Origin of the sequence: Scleromatobacter humisilvae (assembly GCF_023231945.1) — a bacterium.
GTDB classification, from domain to species: Bacteria; Pseudomonadota; Gammaproteobacteria; order Burkholderiales; family Burkholderiaceae_C; genus Scleromatobacter; species Scleromatobacter humisilvae.
The window spans coordinates 21,731-42,600 of the sequence record NZ_JAJLJH010000012.1; the positions used below are offsets into that span (position 1 = coordinate 21,731).

Sequence of the window (20,870 nt, forward strand, 5' to 3'; positions counted from 1 at the left end):
GGGGCCTTTCCTTTTTTGAATGGAACGGTCTTGCTCGACATTGCGGCCTCGCTGCTCGTCCTCACCGCGCTGCTGTCCTACGTGAACCAGCGCTGGCTGCGCCTGCCGATGACGATCGGCGTGATGGCGACGTCGCTGCTGCTGTCGCTGGCGCTGGTGGCGCTCGACGCCGTGGGCCTGTCCGGCGGCCTGCGCGCGCGCGAGCAGGGCTTGATCGCTTCCATCGATTTTTCCGAGCTGCTGATGCAGGGCATGCTCTCGCTGCTGCTGTTCGCCGGCGCGCTGCACGTGGACGTGCGTGCGCTGCACGACTACCGCTGGCAGGTGGGCGTGCTGGCGTTCGTCGGCACGGCCATGTCCACGGTCGTCGTCGGCGTCGCACTGTGGCTGGTGATCGGCCTCGTCGGCCTGCCCGTGCCGCTGCTGGAGTGCCTGCTGTTCGGCGCGCTGATCTCGCCCACCGATCCGATCGCCGTGATCGGCATGCTCAAGTCGGCCGGCGCGCCGCGCAATCTCGAAGTCGTGATCGCCGGCGAAAGCCTGTTCAACGACGGCGTGGGCGTCGTGATCTTCTCGCTGTTGCTGGGCATGGCGTCGACCGGCGGCACGCCCACGCTGGGCCACGCCGGCATGCTGCTGCTGCGGGAGGCCGGCGGCGGCCTCGTGTACGGGTGGGCGCTCGGTTTCGCGACGTACCGGCTGCTGCGCAGCATCGACCACTATCAAGTCGAAGTGCTGCTGATGGTGGCGGCGGTGGTGGGCGGCTACGCGCTGGCCAACCACCTGCACGTGTCCGGGCCGCTCGCGATGGTGGTCGCGGGGCTCTTCGTCGGCAGCAAGGGACGCGCCGAGGCGTTGTCGCCCGCCACGCGCAAGCATGTCGACCTGTTCTGGGAACTGCTCGACGAGATTCTCAACGCGGTGCTCTTCGTGCTGGTCGGCATGGAGGTCGTCGTGATCCATCTCCCGTTGCGTCCGGTGCCGGCGCTGGTGGCCGGCGTCGCCGCGATTGCGATCACGCTGGCGGCGCGCTGGCTGACCGTCGGCTGGCCGGTCGTGCTCGCCAAGGGCGCTTCCCGGCTGCCGCCTGGCGCGGGTGCGGTATTGACCTGGGGCGGCCTGCGCGGCGGCATCTCGATCGCGCTGGCGCTGTCGCTGCCCGCCGGCCCTTGGCGCGAGACGCTGATCGCGCTCACCTACTGCGTGGTCGCGTTCTCCATCCTCGTGCAGGGCCTGACCTTCGGCCGCCTGGTGCGTGCGACGCTGCGCGCCGACGCCTGAACGCCACACGGATCTCTACGCCCAGCAGGGTCGGGCCTTGATTTCGCGGCCGCGGCCCGCGCCCGTGTGAAAATCGCGTCTTCAAGAACAAGACGAGGACAGGCCGTGGATCTGAAAGTGCCGATCAAGATTTCCGATGAACTGAGCGAGGACATCGTCGACTCGACGGGTCTGCTCGACCTGGCGAGCGGTGAAATCTATCGGATCGAGTACGAGGATTACGACCTCGAGGGCCGCGGGTTGCCGGCCGACAGCGAGGACTACGAATTCACCGTCGGCACGCTGTCGAACAACGGCAAGGACGTCGAGTTCAAGGTCGACGTCAACAAGGTCACCGGCCAGTACTCGGTGAGCGCGAGCGAGCTGCTCGAGATCAAGGTGCGCGCGGCCGCGCTGTTTGCCGGCATCAGCGGCAAGGACATCCTGCGCAACGTCGATGCCAAGGCGGCCTCGGCGACGCCGCCGGGCGGCGGCAAGGGTCGCGGCAGCCTGCACTGAGCCGCGCGCCGCCCGCCAACGACGAAAGGCCGCGTTAGCGGCCTTTCGCGCTTCATGGCGCCGCCGGAGGGGGCGACGCCGTGAAGCGATCAGTGGTGCCAGCCGCCGTGGTCGCCGCCGCCGTAGCCGCCGCCCTGGTAGTGGCCGCCGCCGCCGTAGTAGCGGCCCGGGCCGCCCCACGGGGCGATGCAGCAACCGCTCATCAGCGTGACGACGAGGGCCAGCGCGCCCCAGCGCACGAGCTTTTGTTTCGTGTTCATTCCGGTTCTCCTGAAAGGCTGCTTCAGTGCCGCCTTGTCCTATTAAACGCCCGTTGTCATCGATCGATGACAAGCTTCGGGTTTCTGATTGCAAAGCCGCGTAAACCGCAGACGGGCACGCCATAGGCGGCGGACGTAAAGATGGGCTGGCAGCTCGGCCGTGGCTCCGTAGCGGGGTCAACGCAGGTGTCGACGGGGCCGTTTTGAAGACACAGGGTGCGCGAATTGCCGAGGAGGTCCGACAGGATCGCCCGCGACAGGAGGGCGCATCTCGGACGAACCTCGAAAAGGAAGCATCATGAAGAACGGTCTTGCACTCGTCATTGCCGGCGTCGCGCTGGCTTCCATGTCCGGCTGCATCGTGGCGCCGGCACGCGGCTACGGCGGCGGCGGCGAATATGTGGCGCCCGCCGGCGTCGTGTACGTCGCGCCGACCTACGCGAGTCCCGGTCCCGGCTGGGCCTGGGAATACCACGCGCAGTACGGTTGGGGCTGGCACCATCCGCAATACGGCTGGCATCGCGGCTGGCATTGAGTGACGCGCAGGCCGCCCGGCCTGCATGTCGGAACGAGAAGGGCCTTCGGGAACGGAGGCCTTTTTTTTGTCGTCGGGGCGCCAAGAAAAAAAGGCCTCCGCGTGGAGGCCTTGTCGCGTGGCGTGCAGCCGCCGGTGGTCAGCGCACCGTGTAGCCGCGGCCGTCCATGCACGCCTCGGTGGCGCGCTGGAACACTTTCGCGTCGGCCATCGCGTTGGGCTGCGACGTGGCCCACGTGTTGCAATCGCGGCGATCGGCTTCCGTCTGCGCCGCGCTCTGGTTGTTGCGCGGATAGAAGATCGGATCCGCCGCGACGGGCGGGGGCGCGGGCGGCGCCATGGTTTGCGTGGTGTCGACGCCCGGCGGCGGCGCCACGACGACATAGCCGCGACCCGGTGCCACGTTGTAGTACACGTCGTCGGCGTAGTAGTAGGGCACGCCGCCGACCCAGACGGTGGCGTAGTCGGGCGGCAGCACCGGCAGGTAGATGCCGATCGGCGGCGCCACGACGATGTAGCGGCCGCTGTAGGGGCGGTACCAGACGCCGCCGTGGAAGAAGTAGTTGCCGCCGCCGAAGCCGATGCTCACCGCGCCGACCGGCAGCGTGCCGTAGACGTAGCCGCGCGACGGGTAGTAGTGGTTGTGGCCGAAGCGGCCGTCGAAGTGCGCGCCGGGGCCAGGGCCGGGACGACCGGGGCCGGCACGACCCGGCCCGCCATGTCCGCGATCGTGGTCGTGTTCCTGCGCCAGCACGCCGCTGCTCGCACACGCGAGCAGGACGAGAGCCGCACCGAGAAGGGACTTGCGTAGCGTCATGTTGTGCCTGTTGGACGGGATGCTTCCCGGGTCCATTGTCGACCTGGGATGTTATTCGTCCATTGCATCATGTCAACGACGCGTGAAGCGGACCGCGGGCAGCGCCGCTTCGTCTCAGGACTGCGCGAGCTGGTACAGGCGCGTGGAGCGCGCGCCCGAGCGGCAGAACGCCAGCAGCGGGTGCGGCATGTCGGCCAGCAGCTGGCGGAACGCGGCGACTTCCTCGGGCGACTGGTAGCCGCCGGCGACCGGAAGGTGACGGTATTGCAGGCCGGCCGCCACGGCCGCCGCTTCCACCTGCGCCGACGTGGGCTGGTCGGGGCCGTGCTCGAAGTCGGGCCGGTTGTTGACGACGCTCTTGAAGCCGAGGCGCGCCACCTCCGCCATCGCGGCGGCGTCGAGTTGCGGGGCGACGAACACGTCGTCGGCGATCTGGCGCAGGGGCAGGGTGGTCTGCATGGCGGATCCTGGTTGGCGTTACTTGCTCAGCGCGGCCTTCACCGCGGCGGAGACCTGGCCCATGTCGGCCTTGCCGGCGAGTTTCGCCTTGACGGCCGCCATCACCTTGCCCATGTCGCCCGGGCCCGCGGCGCCGAGCTCGGCGACGATCGCGTTGACCTCGGCGGCGATGGCGTCGGCGTCCAGCCGCTGCGGCAGGTAGCCCAGCAGCACGTTGAGCTCGCCGGTTTCCTTGTCGACCAGGTCGGTGCGGCCCGCCTTGGTGAAGGCATCGATCGAATCCTTGCGCTGCTTCACGAGCTTGTCGACGATCGCGACGATGGCGGCGTCGTCCAGCTCGATGCGCTCGTCCACCTCGCGCTGCTTCATCGCGGCCATCAGGTTGCGGATCGCGAGCAGGCGGTCGGCTTCCTTGGCGCGCATCGCGGCCTTCATGTCGTCGGAGATTCGTTGCTTCAGCGTCATGGTCTGCCTTTCGATTTTGTTCTCGGGAATACTGTAATCGTGTCCGGAAATGACGAAAGCCCGCTGCGGCGTCCCGCACGGGCTTTCGGCTTCGGACTCGACGCTTGCGCGCCGATCCGGAGGAAACGAGCTCGAGAGCTCCGCGAAACTCTTAGTAGAGCTTCTTGGGCAGCTGCATGCTGCGAACGCGCTTGTAGTGGCGCTTGACGGCCGCGGCCTTCTTGCGCTTGCGCTCGGCAGTGGGCTTCTCGTAGAACTCGCGCGCGCGCAGTTCGGTCAGCAGACCCAGCTTTTCGATGGTGCGCTTGAAGCGGCGCAGGGCCACGTCGAACGGCTCGTTTTCCTTGACACGGATGGTCGTCATTTTTCGAAGAATCCTTCGGGAGAGATATTGCGCTCGGAGTCCTTGTCCAGACCCGGTTCGCTCGCTCACTTTCGTGAGTCAGGGCGCCTCGGTTTCTAGAAGTTGGACAAAGATCGACACGCGGTTTGCCAGCAAAGCCTAGGATTCTACCCCGAAACTATTGGTGGCGCCAGTTTTTTGCCAACAGTCCCGCAAACGGCGGTTTGCGGGGCGTCTCAGGCCGCGGCGACGCGCGAATCGGCCGCCAGCGCCTCCGCGCAGGCGTAGCCGCTGGCCCAGGCCCACTGGAAGTTGTAACCGCCCAGCCAGCCGGTGACGTCCACCACCTCGCCGATGAAGTGCAGCCCCGGCGCGCGCCTGCTTTCCATCGTCTTCGAATCGATCTCGCGGGTGTCGACGCCCCCGGCCATCACCTCGGCCTTCTTCCAGCCCTCGGTGCCGGCGGGCGCGATGCGCCAGGCGGACAGCGACTCCGCGAGCTGGCGCAGCGGCTTATCCGCCACTTCGGGCATCGGCTTGTCCTCCGGCAGCCCGCCGCGCGCGAGCCAGGCCTGCGCCAGCCGCTGCGGCAGGTGCGTGGCGAGCTCGTTGCCGAGCTGGCGGCGCGACGTCGCCTTGGCGCGCGACAGCGTCTGGCACCAGTCGGTGCCCGGCGCGAATGCGATCTGCAGCGTCTCGCCCGGCTGCCAGTAGCTCGACGCCTGCAGCACCGCCGGCCCGCTGAGGCCGCGGTGCGTGAACAGCAGGTCCTCGACGAAGCGCGCGCGCTGCTTGCCGCTGCCCGAGGAGATCTCGACCTCGAGCGACACCCCCGCCAGCGCGACGAAGGGCGCCCACTCGGCGGCGTCGAAGACCAGCGGCACCAGCGCCGGCCGTGGCTCGACGAGCGGGTGCCCGAACTGCTTCGCGATGCGCAGCCCGAAGTCGGTGGCGCCGATCTTGGGCACCGGCAGGCCCCCGGTGGCGATGACCACGCTGCGCGCCTCGACCGGCCCCCGGTCGGTATCGATCTCGTAGCGCGGCGCGCGCTCGCCCGCGCCCTCGCGCGCGCGCAACGCGCGCACCGCGCACGGCTGCCAGCGCTCGACGTTGCCGTCCTCGCATTCGCGCATGAGCAGGTCGATGATCTGCTGGCTGGAATCGTCGCAGAACAGCTGGCCGCGATGCTTCTCGTGGAACGCGATGCGGTGGCGCTGCACCAGCGCGATGAAGTCCTGCGACGTGTAGCGCGCGAGCGCCGAGCGGCAGAAGTGCGGATTGCGCGAATGGAAGTTGGCGGGCGTCGCATCGCGGTTGGTGAAGTTGCAGCGGCCGCCGCCCGAGATGCGGATCTTCTCGGCGATCTTGTCGGCGTGGTCGATCAGCAGCACGCGCGCGCCGCGCTGCCCGGCCTGCGCCGCGCAGAACAGGCCGGCCGCGCCGGCGCCGATCACGACGACGTCGACGCGCTTCAAGCCTTGACCAGCTTCGCGATGGACGGCTTCGCGCCGAGTTCGACGAGCGCGGCGATCACGGCGACCCACTCGTCTGGCGTGACCGGCGTGATCGACAGCCGGCTGCCCGGCTTGAGCAGGACCATGCTGGCGAACTCGGGCCGCGTGCGCATTGCCTTCAGCGACAGCAGCGGCGTCGTGGCCAGGTGCTTCACGTCGACGTGCTGCCAGCGCGGCTTCGCGGGGTCGGACCTGGCGTCGAAATAGGGGCTCGTCTTGTCGAACTGCGACGCGTCGTCGTAGGCCGCGCTGGCGACTTCGGCGATGCCGGCCACGCCCGGCTCGGCGCAGCTCGAGTGATAGAAGAGGACGCCGTCGCCCACGCGCATCTGGTCGCGCATGAAGTTGCGCGCCTGGTAGTTGCGCACGCCGATCCACGGCACCTTGTGGCCGGGGGCTTCAGCGACGTCGGAGATCGAGCACTCGTCGGGCTCGCTTTTCATCAGCCAGTACGAAGGCATTGCTCGAAGAAGAAGAGGGTGTCCGCCGCGAACCTCGGGCCGCATTCCTGAACCCAGGGGTGTTCAGGTGGGCGAGGTCAGACTGGCTTCGGGTTCATCTGACGCGAGACGATCACACCAACCAGACGATGTTCCAAGCCCTAGCGCAAAGCGCATCGGTTCAAGGAAATATAAAACCCTCGCGAACGCGACGGACGAATCCATTCTATGCGTCCGATCGCCGCGAAGGCGAGCATCAGAGACGTAAAGAGGGCCTACAAAATCACTTGACGAACGTGATTTCGAAGATGCGTTAAAGGAGGCGTCCGTCTTCGCTCAAGGCGGTGTCGAGACGGGCGATCAGCATCTCCACTTGCGCGGCCGCGGCCTTGCGCGCTTCGCTGGCCTCGGCGTGCTCCACGTGCGGCGTGGCCACGCCGCCTTCGACCGCGGCCACGGGCGCGGCGCGCGGCGCCTCCGCGAGGCGGTACGCGAGGTTGAGCGCGGCCAGCACCGCGATGCGCTCGCGCGCCTTGACCTTGCCGGCGTCGCGGATGGCGCTCATCTCGCGATCGACGGAAGCGACGGCCGTCTGCAGCAGCGTCTCGCCGCCTTCGGGGCACTGCAGCAGGTAGCTCTGGCCCAGGATCGTGACTTCGACTTGCTTCATGGCTGCACGCTCCGCGGGCTGTCGCCGGGATCGGCGGGACTGGCGCCGTCGTCGGCCCGGCCGCCCTCGGACGCGGGCAGGCGGTCGATCAGGGCATCGATGCGCGCACGCGCCGCGGCCAGCCGCGAGCGCAGGTTGTCGCGCTCGTCGGTGACGGCGCGCAGCTGCTGCTCCAGCAAGGTGTTGGTGCGCTTCTGCTCTTCGTGGCGCAGCAGCAGCCGTTCGATGCGTTCGGCGAGATCCGGCAGGCGTGACATGGGGCGGGACGCTGGGACGACAAAGAACCATTGTAGGGGCGCGAAGCGGGCCGCCATCCGCTCGCAAGCCCTCGAACGAGGCGGCGTGCGACCGTTGCGCGCGCGCCGCGCGACGAGCGTGAAAAACGGTGTCGAATGGTACGATCCGCTCTTCAGTTGGTGCTCCGGACGGCCTGTCGTGCCGTCCGAGTCAAACGGGAATCAGGACGGCCGCCTTCTCCGAAGTGCCGGCCCCACCTGAGCTGCCCCCGCAACGGTCGCGAAGGGTGTCCAAGCCTGCAAAGGCAACGGACATCGGCTGTCGTCCCATGGTCACTGTGCGTTCGCGAGAACGCATGGGAAGGCCCCGACAAGCTGCCTCTCCGCCAGCCCGGATACCGGCCAATTGCCCGTGATCGGCCGCGCGCGAGCGCTGGGCGATCGTTCGGTGGTGCCTGCGGGGACGCTGGCGGCCACGTTTGAAGAATAGCAGTTGCTCCCATGAAGTCTCGCCATACCGGGTCGTTCGCGCCCGCGCACAGCCGCGTCGCGGCGTTCTCGCGTTCCACCATCGTCGCGGCGTTGCCGCTGCTCGCCGCCGGCGCCGCCCTCGCGCAGGCCGCGTCCGATTCGCCGACGCAGGAAGTGGTTGTCACGGCCGCGCGCGTCGAGCAGAAGCTGCCCGACACCTTGCCCAGCACCAGCGTCATCAGCCGCAAGGACATCGAGTCCTCGCCGGCCACCGACCTGCCCGACCTGCTGCGCACGTTCACCAGCTTCGGCGTCGCGCAGACCGGGCCGCTCGGCGCGCAGACCAGCGTCTTCGTGCGCGGCGCCAACTCCAACCAGGTGCTGGTGCTGATCGACGGCGCGCCGCTGTCGCGCGCCGACTTCGGCTCCGCGCCGTGGGAGCTGATCCCGCTCGACCAGATCGACCACGTCGAGATCGTGCGCGGCAACCTGTCCAGCCTGTATGGCGGCTCCGCGGTCGGCGGCGTCGTGCAGATCTTCACCAAGCACGGCAGCGGCGCGAGCGTCGCGCTGGGCGTCGGCACCCTGGGCACCTCGAACGGCAGCGCCAGCATCGGCCACCGCTTCGGCGACGCCGCCACGCCGCTGGATCTCAGCGCCAGCATCTCCGGCCAGACGACCAACGGCTACAGCGCCGGCGATCCCAGGACCAACCCGGGAGTGAACCCCGACCGCGACGGCGCCCACCAGGACGGCGCGACCTTCGGCGTCGGCAAGACCTGGCTGCCGGGCCAGCGCACCGAGTTCAACCTGATGCACTCGGACACCCACAGCGCCTACGACGGTCTCACGAAGGCCATCGAGCAGGACGTTCTCAACACCACGCTCGACGAGTTCTCGCTGCAGTCGCACCACCAGCTGCTGGACACGCTCAAGCTGGACCTGAGCGCCGGCGAGACGCTGCAGCACTTCCACGACCCGACCGAGGCCGACGGCAAGTTCGGTCCCAACAGCACCTACGGCTCCGGCCGCACGCGGCTGCTGGGCGCGCAGCTCGATTGGCGCTTCGCGCCGGACCACAGCGTGCAGGTCCAATACGAGGACCGCAGCGAGCGCTTCGGCGCGGAGCTCGATCCGCAGCGCACGCGCGTGACGAAGTCGGAGCGCATCGGCTACCTGGGCAGCTTCCTCGACGCCGTCGACGTGCAGGCCAACCTGCGCCACGACCATGCCGACGACTACGGCAGCGCCGACACGGGCCTGCTGGCGCTGGGCTGGCGCATCACGCCGGCGTGGAAGGTGGTCGGGCAAGTGTCGACCGCGTTCTCCGCGCCCAGCTTCAGCGACCTCGAATTCGCGGCCCCCGGCGACAGCCTGAGGGCCGAGCACTCGCGCGACATCGAACTCGGCGTGCACTGGACGGGCGCCGGCTGGCTCGCCCGCGCGACGTGGTTCTCGCAGCGCCAGCGCGACCTGATCGGCTTCGACCCGGTCACCTTCGACAGCATCAACATCGGCCACGCGTCCAACCGCGGCATCGAACTCGCGGCCGACGGCGACACCGGCTACGGCAAGCTCGGCCTGGACGCGACGTTCCAGAATCCGCGCGACACCGACGACGACACGCCGCTGGCCAAGCGCGCGCGCACGATCGTCACCGCGAGCTACCGCCTGCCCATCCTCGGCTGGGACACCGGCGCCTACCTGCACTACGACGGCCGCCGCTTCGAAAGCGACCCGGTCACTTTCGCCACGGTGCAGGCCAAGGCGCGCACGACGCTGGGCCTGTCGACGCAGCACGCGCTGTCCGAGAACTGGAGCATCGGGGCGAAGGTCGACAACGTCGCCAACAACCGCACGCCGGAAGTGCTCGGCTACACGGCGCCGCGGCGCACGCTGCTCGTCACGCTGCGCGGCCACTGGCAGTGAGCCGCGACGCTGTCGGACAATGAGCTGATGCCCCGACGCGACCCCGCCATCGTCCGGATCGCCTTGCTGGCGCTCGCGACGGCGCTGGTGGCCGCGCTCGCGCTCGGGCTCGGCTCGGGCGGCTGGGACTGGCCGTTGATCGTCACGCTGCGCGCCCCGCGCGTGGCGGCCGCGGCCGGCGTGGGCAGCCTGCTCGCGCTGGCCGGCCTGAGCCTGCAGGTGCTGCTGCGCAATCCGCTGGCCGACCCGTATGTGCTGGGGCATTCGACCGGCGCGTCGGTCGGCGCGTTGACGGCGCTGCTGCTTGGCGCGCAACTCTGGATCGGCGCCGCCGCCGGCGCGCTCGTCGCCGGGCTCGCGCTGCTGTGGCTCGCGCGCCCCGCGCTCGCGGCCGCCGACGACGCCTCGCCGCGCCTGATCCTGCTGGGCGCGATGCTGGCGTCGGTCTTCGGCGCGATCGCCACGCTGATGCTCGCGCTGGTGCCCGACCAGCGCCTGCGCGGCGCGATCTTCTGGATGGTGGGCGACCTGTCCGGCGCCGACGCGAGCCTGTGGAACCTCGCCGGCGCGGGCCTGTTCGTCGCTTGGCTGTGGGCGCGCGGCCGCTCCGTCGATCGCCTGATGCTGGGCGCCGACGCGGCCTGGCTGCTGGGCGAGCCGGTGCGCCGGCTGCGCCTCGAGCTGCTGGTGTTCGCGTCGCTGGCGGTCGGGCTGGCGGTGTCGACGTCGGGCTCGGTCGGCTTCGTCGGGCTCGTCGTCGCCCAGGGCTGGCGCCTCGCGGGCGTGCTGCGTACGCGCGAGCTGGCGCTGCTGTCGATGCTGTCCGGCGCGGCGTTGCTGATGGGCGCCGACCTGCTCGCGCGCATCGCCGTCGCGCCGCTGGAGCTGCCGGTCGGCGCGGTGATGGCGCTGATCGGCGCGCCGTGCTTCATCTGGTTCCTCGCCAAGGGGGTCAAGTGAGCGCGACGCCCTTGCTCGAGACGCGGGCGCTGACGGTGCGCGCCGCCGGCCGCGCGCTGGTCGACCGCCTCGACTGGCGCGTGCGCGGCGGCGAGCGCTGGTGCGTGATCGGCCGCAACGGCGCCGGCAAGAGCCTCGTGCTGCGCGCGCTGGCGGGCCTGGGCGTGCCCGAACGCACGGGCGAGGTGCTGTGGCAGGGCCGGCCGCAGCAGGACTGGCCGGTCGGCGCCGCGGCCGCGACGCGCGCGCTGATGCCTCAGCAGGCGCAGGATCGCTTCGCGCTGACCGTGAAGCGCACGCTGGCGCTGAGCCAGGTCGTGGCGTCGAGTGCCGCCACACCCGCGGCCGAACTGATGTCTGCGTTGGACATCGCCGCGCTGGCCGCGCGCCGTGCCGACCAGCTGTCCGGCGGCGAACGCCAGCGCGTCGCGCTCGCGCAATGCGCGATGCAGGGCGCCGCGCTGATGCTGCTGGACGAGCCGGTGTCGTTCCAGGATCCGGCGCACCAGCAGCTCGTCGGCCGCTGGCTGTGCGGCGCGGCGTCGGGCAAGCGCGCCTGGATCGCCAGCGCGCACGACCCGAGCTGGATCGCGCGCGTCGCGACGCACGTGCTGGCGCTGTCCGGCGACGGCCTCTGGCAGGCCGGGCCGGTCGAACAGATCCTCAGCGCGCCGGTGCTGGAGCGCACCTACGGCTGTGCGTGGCGCAGCGTCGAGGGCGCCTGGATCCCGGCCTGACGCTCAGGCCGCGAGCGCGGGCTGCACCATCGTCCCACCGGACTCGCGAGAGCCCGGCCGCCGCATCAGCAGCACCGAGGCCGCCACGTTCCACACCAACTGGGCCGACAGGATGCCGATGATGATGCCGGAGTCCATCGCCGGCCAGGTCGCGAGGATGGCGATCGGCGGCACGGCCCCGGTCGCCAGTCCCAGCACGCCGACGACGCGCTGCGCGCCGCGTTCCCGCAGCAGCGCGCAGGCCATCGCCAGCACGCCTGCCGACTGGAAGAACCAGGAGGCGGCGGCGAAGTCCTGCACGACGACGTAGCAGAGATGGATCATCTCGCGGCCTGTGTCCGCGCTGTGGCCTGCCTGCAGGTAGTAGCTCGCGACGTCGCCCGTGACGAAGCCGTCGGTGACGGCCGCGGCCATCATCGCCAGGCAGCCGACCACGTAGGCGATCAGCGCGCCGCGCACCGCGGAGCGCTGCGTGCCGAGGCGCGCCGCCAGGCTCGTGAAGCCGAGTGCGAGGCCCAGCACGCAGGCCAGCTCCACGCCGTGGACGGCGCGGTGCCTGGGGCCGTTGGCGACCATGGCCTCGAGGATGGCGCGCGACGTGGTCGCGGTGACCTCGGGGTCGAGCGCGACGAACACGATCGAGAGAATGGCCGAGGCCAGCATCAGGAGGCCGGCGACGCGCGTGTCGACGCGCGGCAGGGCGGCGGATTCATTCGGATTCATGGAGTCTCCTCGTTGTGCGGCCGACGGGCTTGTCGACCGGTGCGCCATCGTTGCCGCTTCGTGAACGGCGATGCTGTCGAGGAGGTATCGCTGCGTATCGTTTTGTGCCGCGCCCGCGACCCGCCGTCGCTAGTTGCCGATCGTGCGCGCCGCGGGGGCGAGCGCCATCTCGCGCTTGAGCGCCGCGCCCAGATCGATCACGGCCATCGCGTAGTAGGCCGACCAGTTGTAGCGCGTCACGACGTAGAAGTTGGACGTGCCCAGCACGTAGCTGGCCGGGTTGTCGCCGTTCTGCAGTTCGACGAAGGCCAGCGGGCCGGTGAATGCCCGCGCGTCGTCGGGCAGCTGGGCGCCGGCCTCGGCGAGTTGCGCCGCCGTGAAGCTCGGCACGATGTCGGCCGCGACGAGCCGCGCGCGGGCCACCGGATCGACCGGCGGCAGCACGGCGAACGTCGTGGGCAGGTCGCGCTGCCAGCCGAAGCGGGCAAGGTAGCCGGCGATGCTGCCGACGACGTCGTCGCCGCCGCTGGCCAGGTCGACGTGGCCGTCGTGGTCGTCGTCCACCGCGAACCTGAGGATGCTGCTGGGCATGAACTGCGGCCAGCCGATGGCGCCCGCGAAAGAGCCGCGCGTGGTGTCGGCGTCGCGGCCCTCCAGCGCGCACCACACGAGGTAGGCGCGCAGCTCGCTGCGGTAGAACGCGCTGCGGTCGGAGCGGCCGCTGGGGAAGTCGAATGCGAGCGTGGCCAGCGCGTCGAGCACGCGGTAGTTGCCGGTCATGCGGCCGTAGAAGCTCTCGACGCCCACGACGCCGGCGACGATCTCCGGCGGCACGCCATAGCGCTGCTGCGCGTCGGCCAGCGTCGCGGCATGCGCCTGCCACCACGCCACGCCCGCGGCCAGGCGCTTGGGCTCGACGAAGCGCGCGCGGTACGCGGCCCAGTTCTTCGCGGTGCCGGCCGGCCCCGGCATGATGGCCTTGGCCACGCTGGGCTGGTAGCGCGCGCGCGCCAGCTGATCCTCGACCCACGCGCGATCCAGCCCGCGATCCTCGGCGACCTGCGCGGCGAACGCCAGCACGTCGTCGCGGCGGCCGTAGACGAAGCTGTCGGGCGCGTCGTCGTCACGCACGGCCGCCGGCTTGGCCTTCTTTTTCTTCTTCGCGGCGGGCTGGGCCTTGACGCTGGCATGCGCGGCCCTGGACGCCGATGCCGCGGGCGCGCTGGCCTGGGCGATCGCGCCGGCGCTGGCCGTCGCGAGCAGCGCGCCGGCGATCAGGGCGATGGCGAGCGGGCGGCCGAGTTGGGTGGAATTGGGCGGACAGGTCTCGGGCGCGGGAATCATCGATCCAGTTTAGCCAGCGCGGACACGCCGGCCGCGGCCGTGTCGCGCCGATCGCACGCCCGCGCTCAGGGGCTTGCGCGCGCGGGCGCCGCGTCCCCCGCGCGCGCGGGAGACACGAGCACGGCCGCGAGCGCGCGGGCGGCGGCGCGCACGCCGTCCCAGTCGGGCGTCGTGCCATCGCCGGGCGGACCGTAGCGCAGTCGCTCCAGCGCATCGAGGCGCCGGGACAGGCCTTCGGCGGCGGGGCCGAAGCGACGCCGCAGCGCCGCGGCCACGACGCCGGGCGACTCGTGCGCCGCCACCTGCACGCCGTGCGCCTGCAGCGCGCGCAACGCCGACGCGAGCCGGCGCTGCGCGCGCTGGCCCGGCGTGCGCCGGTGCGAGTCCCACCAGGCCATGGCCGTGCCCACCAGGGCCGCGCCGCTGATGACGATCATCAGCAGGCGGCCCAGGTCGTCGGTGTCGGGCGAGCCGATGCCGGCCTTCCTGAGCAGGTCGAACTGCGCGTTGCGGTTGTAGCCCAGCACCCATTCGCGCCAGCGGTTGTCCATCGTCTCGCGCCAGGTGCGCAGGCGCGCGATCATGCCGGGGCTGACGGCGTTGATGGCATTGCCGACGAAGCCCGCGGCCGGCTGCAGCGCGCGGCCGCGCTCGATGCGGTCGGGCGCGACGGCGGCGGTCGGGTCGGCGCGCACCCAGCCGCGGGCCGGGTTCCAGTATTCGGCCCACGCGTGCGCGTTGCTCTGGCGCACGACCAGGTAGCCGTCCTCGGGCTGGGCGTCCGTGCCCTGGTAGCCGGTGACCAGCCGCGCCGGGATCCCCATCGCGCGCAGCACGACGACGAAGGAGGTCGCGAAGTGTTCGCAGAAGCCGACCTTGCGATCGAGCCAGAACTCGTCGACCGGATCGCCTTCGTACGCGCCGGGCGACAGCGTGTAGGTGAAGCCCGCATGGCCGATGTAGCGGTAGAGGCTGTCGACGAGGGCGTCGGGATCGGGCGCCTGCCCGGGCGGCGTGTGCTCGTGCAGCCACTGCAGCGACCACGCGCGGGTGCGCGGGAAGAACTGCGGCGGCAGGCGCAGGTTCTCGCCGAGCTCGGTGGGCGTCGCGCCGACGATGCGGTCGTCCAGGCCGGCCGTCGCGCGCAGCCGCACGCGCTGCGCGATCGGGCGCCGCGTGCGCCATTGCAGGTCGAGGTCGGCCAGCGGCCGCACGTCGGAGCCGTCCAGCACCTGCACGCCCTGCGCCGGGTCGTTGCTGCTGCGGGCGGGCTGCGGCGGCGTCAGCTCCAGCAGGGGCAGCCAGGTCAGCTGCGTCGGCTCCAGCGTGATCTCGTACGGCGTGCGCTTGCCGCGCTGCTCGACGCTGTCGGCCGTGCTCGCGCCGCGGCGCGTGCGGCCGTCGAAGGTCGACTGCGCCTGCCAGTCGCGGCCGTTGGTCTCGACCAGCACGGGGCCGCGGAAATACATCTGCGCGGCGGCCGGCGGCCGGCCGTCGAAGCGCAGACGGAACGCGATGCTGTCGTCGTTGGCCAGGTCGGACACGGTGCCCAGCTCGAGGTGGTCGGACAGCCCGGTACGGTTGGCGGTATCGGCCGACGGCCACAGCGGCCCGATGCGCGGGAACAGCAGGAACAGCGCGATCATCACCGGCGTGCCGATCAGCGCTGCGCGGCCCGCCAGCGCGGCGGCCTGGCGGATCGTCGGCCGGCCGGCCGGGATATGGGCCAGCGTCAGCGCCGTGAGCCAGCCCCACACCGACAGCCCCGTGCCCACCGCGGTGAGCAGGGACTGCGAGTACAGGAACGTCGTCAGCACCAGGAAGAAGCCGAGGAAGAACACGACCAGCGCGTCGCGCCGCGCGCGCAGCTCCAGCGTCTTCAGCGCCATCAGCACCACCAGCAGCGTGACGCCCGCGTCCTTGCTGACCAGCGTCTTCTCCGCGGTGAACGTGAGCACCGCGGCCAGCCCCAGCAGGCCCAGCACCGCGCCGCGGCCGGGCAGCGGCGCCTGGCGCCACGCGAGCCAGCCGCGCCAGGCGAGCACCACGCCCGTCATGCCGGCCACCCACAGCGGCAGGTTGAACAGGTGCGGCAAGAGGGTCCAGCCGATCAGCACCAACATGAACAGCGTGTCGCGCGCCTCGCGCGAGGGCGCCCGCCAGCGCGAGTGCGCAAGCGCGTTGGCCGCGCCGGTGGACATCGTGGTGCCGGCCATCACGGTCACCAGCGCGCGAGCGCCTGCAGCGCCGCGTGGCGATGGGCGCTGCCGTTGTCCGGCGCGAGCTCGGTGCCGGGCAGGCGCAGGCTCCACGCGTGGCCCGCGGCGTCGGCGGCGGTCACCCATGCGGCCAGCCGCGACAGCCGTGCCTCGGTGTCCAGCCCCTGCGCCTGGCTCCACTGGAAGTGCATCTCGCGCTGCACCGCGCCGGCGGTCTCGCGGCTGATCATCTCGCCGGTGCGCGCCGCCTTCTTCCAGACGACCTGGCGCAGCGTGTCGCCGCGTCGGTACGCGCGCACGCCCTCGAACTCGGTGCCGCTGCCGGTGCGCGCGGCGTGGCGGTCGTCGCCCTGCGCGGCGTCGGCCTGCGGCCAGGGCGGCGTGGGCGTCTCGGGCCGCGGATAGACCCACTGCTGGCCGGCCGGCCGCCAGATCGTCCACGCGCGGAACAGCCCGAACGGATAGCGCGACTCGGCGCGCAGCACCGGCAGCGCGTGCAGGCCGCGGCCGGGCGCGAGCCAGCTGAGGTGCACCGACGTCTGGCCCTGCGCCGCGATCTCGGCGTAGGCAAGCGGGATCGGCCGCACGCCGAGATCCATCCCGAACCCGACGCCCAGCCGCGCCTTGCCCGGATTGGTGACGACGACCTCCAGCACCGCGGCCTCGCCGTCGAAGGCCGGCACCAGCGGCTTCAGGTGCAGCGTCAGGCCGCGCAGGCTGCCGTGCGTCATCTGCATCGACGCGGCCGCGCTGCCCGCGAGCAAGAAGGTGAGGGCGAAGCCCAGGCTCAGCTGGTAGTTGATCGACACGACCAGCAGCAGCAGCAGCGTCAGGCAGAACGCCAGCCCCGCGCGCGACGGCACGATGTAGATGTTGCGCTGGGTCAGCGCCTGGCTCTCGCGCGGCTGGCGGCGCGCGTCCCACCAGGCGCGCCAGCGCCCGCGCGCGTCGAAGATCGACGGCCGGACGGACGCGGGCGCAATCGCGTCGGGCATGCTCAGGTCAACGCGACGGATTCGATCATCGCCCGCACCTGCTCGCGCCGCCCGCGGCCGGCGCCCGGCACCGGGATCAGGCGGTGCGCGATGGCCTGCGGCAGGATGGCCTGCAGGTCGTCGGGCGAGACGAAGTCGCGTCCGGCCAGCAGCGCGCGGGCGCGCGCCAGCCGCAGCACGCCGATGCCCGCGCGCGGCGACAGCCCCTCGCCGAACCAGTGGCCCGAGCGCGTGGCGGCGATCAGCGCCTGCAGGTAGTCGAGCAGCGAGTCGGATACGTGCACCTGGCGCACCGCGGCCATGGTCTCGACCAGCTCGGCCGGCGTCATCACCGGCGTCAGCCGCGCGACCGCCTCGCGCCGGTCCTGCCCTGCGAGCAACTCGCGTTCGGACTTCGCATCCGGATAGCCCAGCGTGATGCACATCAGGAAGCGATCCAGCTGCGACTCGGGCAGCGCGTAGGTGCCCAGCTGGTCGCCGGGGTTCTGCGTGGCGATGACGAAGAACGGCAGCGGCAGCGGGCGCGTCTCGCCGTCGACGCTGACCTGCTGCTCCTCCATTGCCTCGAGCAGCGCGCTCTGCGTCTTCGGGCCCGCGCGGTTGATCTCGTCGGCCAGCAGCACCTGCGCGAACACCGGCCCCGGATGGAACACGAACGCCTCCTTGCTGCGCTCGTAGACGCTGACGCCCACGAGGTCGCTGGGCATCAGGTCGGCCGTGAACTGCACGCGCGAGAACGACAGGCCCAGGGACACCGCCAGCACGTGCGCCAGCGTCGTCTTGCCCACGCCCGGCACGTCCTCGATCAGCAGGTGGCCGCCCGCCAGCAGGCAGGCGATGGAGTCGTCGATCTGGGCCGGCTTGCCGACGATGATCGTGCTAATCTGGCCCTTCAGCCTTGTCAGACGCGCTTGCAACGATGAGGTCATGACAGCAACGATAGCCGAACGGCGGACGACGCGTCGGCGAGCGGGCAAACGAGATGCACACCCACGATTCGAGACAAGCGGAGCACCGTCCATGACGACCGCGTTCTTCAGCCACGCCGACTGCCGCCGGCACGACATGGGCCCCGGCCACCCGGAATCGCCGGCCCGCCTGGCCGCGATCGAGGACCACTTCCTCGCCACCGGCCTGGCCGACGTGCTGCTGCGCCACGACGACGCGCCCATCGCGCGGCAGCAGGACCTCGCGCACGCGCACGCCGGCAACTACCTGAGCGAGCTCGACGAGACCTTCGCCCGGGTCGCGGAGACCGGCGAGCTGGCGTCCGTCGACCCCGACACCGCCGCCTGCCGCTTCACCCGCCAGGCCGCGTTGCGCGCCGCCGGCGCCGCGGTCGCGGCCACCGACCTGGTGCTGGACGGCCAGGCCGAGAACGCCTTCTGCGCCATCCGCCCGCCCGGCCACCACGCCACGCGCGAGGCCGCGATGGGCTTCTGCTTCTACAACAACGTGGCCATCGCCGCGCGCCACGCGCTCGACGTGCGCGGCCTGCAGCGCGTGGCCATCGTCGACTTCGACGTCCACCACGGCAACGGCACCGAGGACATCATCGCGGGCGACGAGCGCGTGCTGATGGTCAGCTTCTTCCAGGACCAGCTCTACCCGTTCTGCGGCAACGTGCCGATGGCCGACAACATGCTCAACGTGCCGGTGCCCGCGTACACCAAGGGCCCCGAGGTGCGCGAGATCGTCGAGTACCAGTGGCTGCCGCTGCTGGAGAAGTTCAGGCCGGAGATGATCTTCGTGTCGGCCGGCTTCGACGCCCACCGCGACGACGACCTCGGCCGCATGGGCCTGGTCGAGGCCGACTACGAATGGATCACGGCGCGGCTGCTCGATGTCGCGAAGCGGCACGCGCAGGGTCGCATCGTCAGCTGCCTCGAGGGTGGCTACAACCTGGGCGCGCTGGCGCGCAGCGCGGCGGCGCACGTGCGGGTGCTGGCGGGCGTGTAGCACGTTCCCGGCCGCGCATGCGGGATGCCGAACAGGCACCCGCAACGACGCCGAGCACCCACAGCCGAGACGGCGCGGCCGCCTCGGAACGAGGCATGCCGCGCGCTGGCCTGGCCCAGCGGGCGAAACCGGATCGAGGGATGAGCGCCTGTCCTGGCTGTCGGGAGCCTTTACATCGGCCGGCAGCGCGGCGAGTTCGCCGCGAATTTATCGTTTGAAATCAAGGGCCTGACCTTCGTGGCACGAACGATGCTTGACGAACCCTCGCAGCGATGCCTCCAGGCGTCGCTCCATCGATCCACGAACGGGGGGCGAACGATGGGCAATCGAGTGGCGAGACGCCTGGCGGCGGGTGTGGTGCTGACGGCGAGCCTGGCCGCGCCGTGGGCCGTCGCGGGGCCGGTGGTGCAGACCTTCAGCGGCAACCTGGACGACTCGGGCAATGCGGCGCTGGTGTGGGCCGACCTGGGCACGGCGCAGTTCTCTCCGGGCGGTGATCCGGGCGACAACGTCGCGATCTACACGCTGTCCCTGCCCACCGCGTCGGTGGTGACGTTCAAGAGCACCAGCGCAGGCGGCGGAGGCATCCTCGCGTACCTGTCGCTGTTCGATGCCGCGGGTGGCCTGGCCGGCTCCAGCTATGCGGACACGGTCATGAACGGTGTCGACTTCGATTTCAGCGATTCCCTCGCCGCCGGCATCTACCGGCTCGCCCTCAGCGCGAACCAGAACTTCTCCTACGCCGAGAACTACGGCAGCGGCACCCTCGCCGACGGATTCCTGGCCGCGGGCGGTGTTCCGTTCGGTGACTTCGGCACGCTGGGCGACTATTCCTACAGCTTCACGGCGGCCTTCGCCGCTTCGAGTCCCACGACGGTGCCCGAGCCGGGAACGGCCTGGCTCGTGCTGTTGGCCGCGGCGTTGGCCGGCTCGACGTCCGTCGCCGCTCGTCGCCGCTGAAACGCGTGCTCCGCACCGGGCCCGGTCCTCGACGGCCTGGCCCCGTTGCCCGAACGGCCGGGTCCCTGGAACCGCGGCCGGGAAGGCGTCCATCTGGTCGACAAGGAGATCCCATGACTCAATCCCTCATTCGGGCGGCGCTGCATGTGCTCCCGGCCGTCGCCGCCCTGGCGATGACGACTGCGGCGCAGGCCCAGGTGCGCCCGGCCCTCGTGCGCAGCGTCGATGAACCGGCGCGCGTGCCCTACACCCAACGCATGGCGCCCACCTGCAGCTTCACCAACCAGTGCACGGCATCGTTCCCGGTCGTCCCGGCGGGCAAGCGGCTGCGCATCACGAGCGTCCAGGCGATCTTCTACAACGCGAACTTCAATGCGTTCCTCGCCGTGCACACGGGCGCGGCGCAGCAAATCGCGGTGGCGTTCACCGTCAACCCGATTCCCGGCTATTTCTACGGCACCTTGCTGAGCACCCAGCAGGCCGTCGACCTGACTTACGAGGCCGGCGAGGCGCCGATGCTCGAGATCGGGTGCAACGCGGGCAACACGTTCATGGCGGATGTGCGCAACCTCATGGGCGTCAGCGGCTATCTCGTCGATACCACGCCCTGACTAGCGACTCGCGCCAGCGCTGACTGCCGAGGGCAGAAGCGGCACGCGGGAGACGGGCGGGAGCGGCTGCGGCGGGACGGCCTGCAGCGCCTCGGTCGGACGAGGCGCATCGGGCGGCGCCGGCGTGGCGTCGACCAGCGTCGGCAGTGCCTGCCGCGGGGGCTGCTGCGCGACCGGCAGGGGCGCGGCCACGAGTGCCCGGCTGTCCAGGGAGCGACGCGGCGTCGAAGACGGCACGGCCATCGCGACGGCCGACGCCGTCGATGGCGGCGGGGGCGGCGCCGTCTCGCGAGCGGCGTTTCGAGGCGGCTCGATGCGGGCGTCCTCAGGCGCGACGGCCGCGGTGCCGGAAGCCGAATCCTGGGTGTCCGGATGCCAAAGCGCGAGTGCGGCGCCGGCGATGCCGCCGATCAGGACGATGGCCGCGACACGACCCCTCACGGC

The 20,870-nt window shown here is 71.0% G+C and carries 24 protein-coding genes, 1 other RNA gene and 1 riboswitch; of the genes, 9 read left to right on the forward strand and 16 right to left on the reverse strand.

The genetic code is table 11. The annotated features are described in order from the left end of the window. Nucleotides 1–30 precede the first annotated feature (30 nt). Both LPC04_RS25615 and LPC04_RS25620 read left to right on the forward strand, forming a co-directional pair. The gene (locus LPC04_RS25615; RefSeq protein WP_275685160.1) at nucleotides 31–1,281 is read left to right on the forward strand and encodes a cation:proton antiporter; all 1,251 of its coding nucleotides are present in this window, start codon (nucleotides 31–33) and stop codon (nucleotides 1,279–1,281) included. A 105-nt stretch (nucleotides 1,282–1,386) separates the two neighbouring features. After that, nucleotides 1,387–1,779 (forward strand): hypothetical protein, encoded by a 393-nt coding sequence (locus LPC04_RS25620; protein ID WP_275685161.1) that lies wholly within the window; start codon nucleotides 1,387–1,389, stop codon nucleotides 1,777–1,779. Nucleotides 1,780–1,868: 89 nt separating this feature from the next. Here the strand turns inward: LPC04_RS25620 and LPC04_RS25625 are convergent, their stop codons facing one another. Then, entirely contained in the window at nucleotides 1,869–2,039 is a 171-nt protein-coding gene (locus LPC04_RS25625; RefSeq protein ID WP_275685162.1) for a hypothetical protein, read from the reverse strand. 298 nt (nucleotides 2,040–2,337) lie between these two features. Here LPC04_RS25625 and LPC04_RS25630 point away from each other — a divergent pair, with 298 nt between their 5' ends. Beyond that, the gene (locus tag LPC04_RS25630; protein ID WP_420854773.1) at nucleotides 2,338–2,574 is read left to right on the forward strand and encodes a hypothetical protein; all 237 of its coding nucleotides are present in this window, start codon (nucleotides 2,338–2,340) and stop codon (nucleotides 2,572–2,574) included. 139 nt (nucleotides 2,575–2,713) lie between these two features. On the opposite strand, the gene LPC04_RS25635 is transcribed toward LPC04_RS25630, so the two are convergent. From LPC04_RS25635 to LPC04_RS25670, 9 genes are all read right to left on the reverse strand, one after another. Continuing rightward, entirely contained in the window at nucleotides 2,714–3,391 is a 678-nt protein-coding gene (locus LPC04_RS25635) for a DUF6515 family protein (RefSeq protein ID WP_275685163.1), read from the reverse strand. A 114-nt stretch (nucleotides 3,392–3,505) separates the two neighbouring features. Next, nucleotides 3,506–3,850 carry a protein tyrosine phosphatase family protein gene (locus LPC04_RS25640; protein ID WP_275685164.1) on the reverse strand — a complete coding sequence of 115 codons (345 nt, stop codon included), beginning with the start codon at nucleotides 3,848–3,850 and terminating at the stop codon, nucleotides 3,506–3,508. Between the two features lie 18 nt (nucleotides 3,851–3,868). After that, nucleotides 3,869–4,315, reverse strand: a complete 447-nt coding sequence (locus LPC04_RS25645; RefSeq protein ID WP_275685165.1) for a GatB/YqeY domain-containing protein — start codon at nucleotides 4,313–4,315, stop codon at nucleotides 3,869–3,871. A 151-nt stretch (nucleotides 4,316–4,466) separates the two neighbouring features. Beyond that, entirely contained in the window at nucleotides 4,467–4,679 is a 213-nt protein-coding gene (gene rpsU, locus LPC04_RS25650; protein WP_012346814.1) for a 30S ribosomal protein S21, read from the reverse strand. A 215-nt stretch (nucleotides 4,680–4,894) separates the two neighbouring features. After that, nucleotides 4,895–6,133, reverse strand: coding sequence for a BaiN/RdsA family NAD(P)/FAD-dependent oxidoreductase (locus LPC04_RS25655; protein ID WP_275685166.1), 1,239 nt, complete (start codon nucleotides 6,131–6,133; stop codon nucleotides 4,895–4,897). Next, on the reverse strand, nucleotides 6,130–6,633 hold the full coding sequence (locus tag LPC04_RS25660) for an EVE domain-containing protein (protein ID WP_275685167.1): 504 nt from the start codon (nucleotides 6,631–6,633) through the stop codon (nucleotides 6,130–6,132). The genes LPC04_RS25655 and LPC04_RS25660 overlap by 4 nt, the downstream gene beginning before the upstream one ends. Nucleotides 6,634–6,648: 15 nt before the next feature. Then, nucleotides 6,649–6,833, reverse strand: a non-coding RNA gene (ssrS, locus tag LPC04_RS29110) — 6S RNA. Nucleotides 6,834–6,925: 92 nt separating this feature from the next. Further along, nucleotides 6,926–7,282, reverse strand: coding sequence for a cell division protein ZapA (locus LPC04_RS25665; protein ID WP_275685168.1), 357 nt, complete (start codon nucleotides 7,280–7,282; stop codon nucleotides 6,926–6,928). Beyond that, nucleotides 7,279–7,539: a DUF904 domain-containing protein gene (locus LPC04_RS25670; RefSeq protein ID WP_275685169.1), complete on the reverse strand. Its 261-nt coding sequence runs from the start codon at nucleotides 7,537–7,539 to the stop codon at nucleotides 7,279–7,281. Before LPC04_RS25670 ends, LPC04_RS25665 begins: the two co-directional genes overlap by 4 nt. A gap of 140 nt (nucleotides 7,540–7,679) precedes the next feature. Then, nucleotides 7,680–7,939: riboswitch (cobalamin riboswitch) on the forward strand. A gap of 80 nt (nucleotides 7,940–8,019) precedes the next feature. On the opposite strand from LPC04_RS25670, the gene LPC04_RS25675 reads away from it, so the two are divergent. Genes LPC04_RS25675 through LPC04_RS25685 form a run of 3 tightly spaced genes read left to right on the forward strand, consistent with a single transcriptional unit; the run spans nucleotide 8,020 to nucleotide 11,615 of the window. Beyond that, nucleotides 8,020–9,918, forward strand: a complete 1,899-nt coding sequence (locus LPC04_RS25675; protein ID WP_275685170.1) for a TonB-dependent receptor plug domain-containing protein — start codon at nucleotides 8,020–8,022, stop codon at nucleotides 9,916–9,918. A gap of 27 nt (nucleotides 9,919–9,945) precedes the next feature. After that, entirely contained in the window at nucleotides 9,946–10,878 is a 933-nt protein-coding gene (locus LPC04_RS25680) for a FecCD family ABC transporter permease (protein WP_275685171.1), read from the forward strand. Further along, entirely contained in the window at nucleotides 10,875–11,615 is a 741-nt protein-coding gene (locus LPC04_RS25685) for an ABC transporter ATP-binding protein (RefSeq protein WP_275685172.1), read from the forward strand. The genes LPC04_RS25680 and LPC04_RS25685 overlap by 4 nt, the downstream gene beginning before the upstream one ends. Before the next feature lie 3 nt (nucleotides 11,616–11,618). Here LPC04_RS25685 and LPC04_RS25690 read toward each other — a convergent pair whose 3' ends face one another. The 5 genes from LPC04_RS25690 to LPC04_RS25710 all read right to left on the reverse strand — a co-directional run bounded on the left by LPC04_RS25690 (nucleotide 11,619) and on the right by LPC04_RS25710 (nucleotide 17,825). Beyond that, nucleotides 11,619–12,338 carry a hypothetical protein gene (locus LPC04_RS25690; RefSeq protein ID WP_275685173.1) on the reverse strand — a complete coding sequence of 240 codons (720 nt, stop codon included), beginning with the start codon at nucleotides 12,336–12,338 and terminating at the stop codon, nucleotides 11,619–11,621. A gap of 129 nt (nucleotides 12,339–12,467) precedes the next feature. Further along, a complete protein-coding gene (mltB, locus tag LPC04_RS25695; RefSeq protein ID WP_275685174.1) occupies nucleotides 12,468–13,682 on the reverse strand; it encodes a lytic murein transglycosylase B in 1,215 nt (404 codons plus the stop codon). A gap of 65 nt (nucleotides 13,683–13,747) precedes the next feature. Further along, nucleotides 13,748–15,898, reverse strand: a complete 2,151-nt coding sequence (locus LPC04_RS25700) for a transglutaminase TgpA family protein (protein ID WP_275685175.1) — start codon at nucleotides 15,896–15,898, stop codon at nucleotides 13,748–13,750. 5 nt (nucleotides 15,899–15,903) lie between these two features. Further along, nucleotides 15,904–16,896 (reverse strand): DUF58 domain-containing protein, encoded by a 993-nt coding sequence (locus tag LPC04_RS25705; protein WP_275685176.1) that lies wholly within the window; start codon nucleotides 16,894–16,896, stop codon nucleotides 15,904–15,906. 2 nt (nucleotides 16,897–16,898) lie between these two features. After that, nucleotides 16,899–17,825, reverse strand: a complete 927-nt coding sequence (locus LPC04_RS25710) for an AAA family ATPase (protein ID WP_275685177.1) — start codon at nucleotides 17,823–17,825, stop codon at nucleotides 16,899–16,901. 91 nt (nucleotides 17,826–17,916) lie between these two features. Between LPC04_RS25710 and LPC04_RS25715 the strand changes: the two genes are divergently transcribed. The 3 genes from LPC04_RS25715 (at nucleotide 17,917) to LPC04_RS25725 (ending at nucleotide 20,426) form a co-directional block, all read left to right on the forward strand. After that, a complete protein-coding gene (locus LPC04_RS25715; protein ID WP_275685178.1) occupies nucleotides 17,917–18,855 on the forward strand; it encodes a histone deacetylase family protein in 939 nt (312 codons plus the stop codon). A 330-nt stretch (nucleotides 18,856–19,185) separates the two neighbouring features. Then, complete coding sequence (locus LPC04_RS25720; protein WP_275685179.1) at nucleotides 19,186–19,815, forward strand: DVUA0089 family protein; 630 nt, start codon at nucleotides 19,186–19,188, stop codon at nucleotides 19,813–19,815. A gap of 113 nt (nucleotides 19,816–19,928) precedes the next feature. Further along, entirely contained in the window at nucleotides 19,929–20,426 is a 498-nt protein-coding gene (locus LPC04_RS25725; RefSeq protein WP_275685180.1) for a hypothetical protein, read from the forward strand. On the opposite strand, the gene LPC04_RS25730 is transcribed toward LPC04_RS25725, so the two are convergent. Further along, nucleotides 20,427–20,867, reverse strand: a complete 441-nt coding sequence (locus tag LPC04_RS25730) for a hypothetical protein (RefSeq protein WP_275685181.1) — start codon at nucleotides 20,865–20,867, stop codon at nucleotides 20,427–20,429. Nucleotides 20,868–20,870 lie beyond the last annotated feature (3 nt).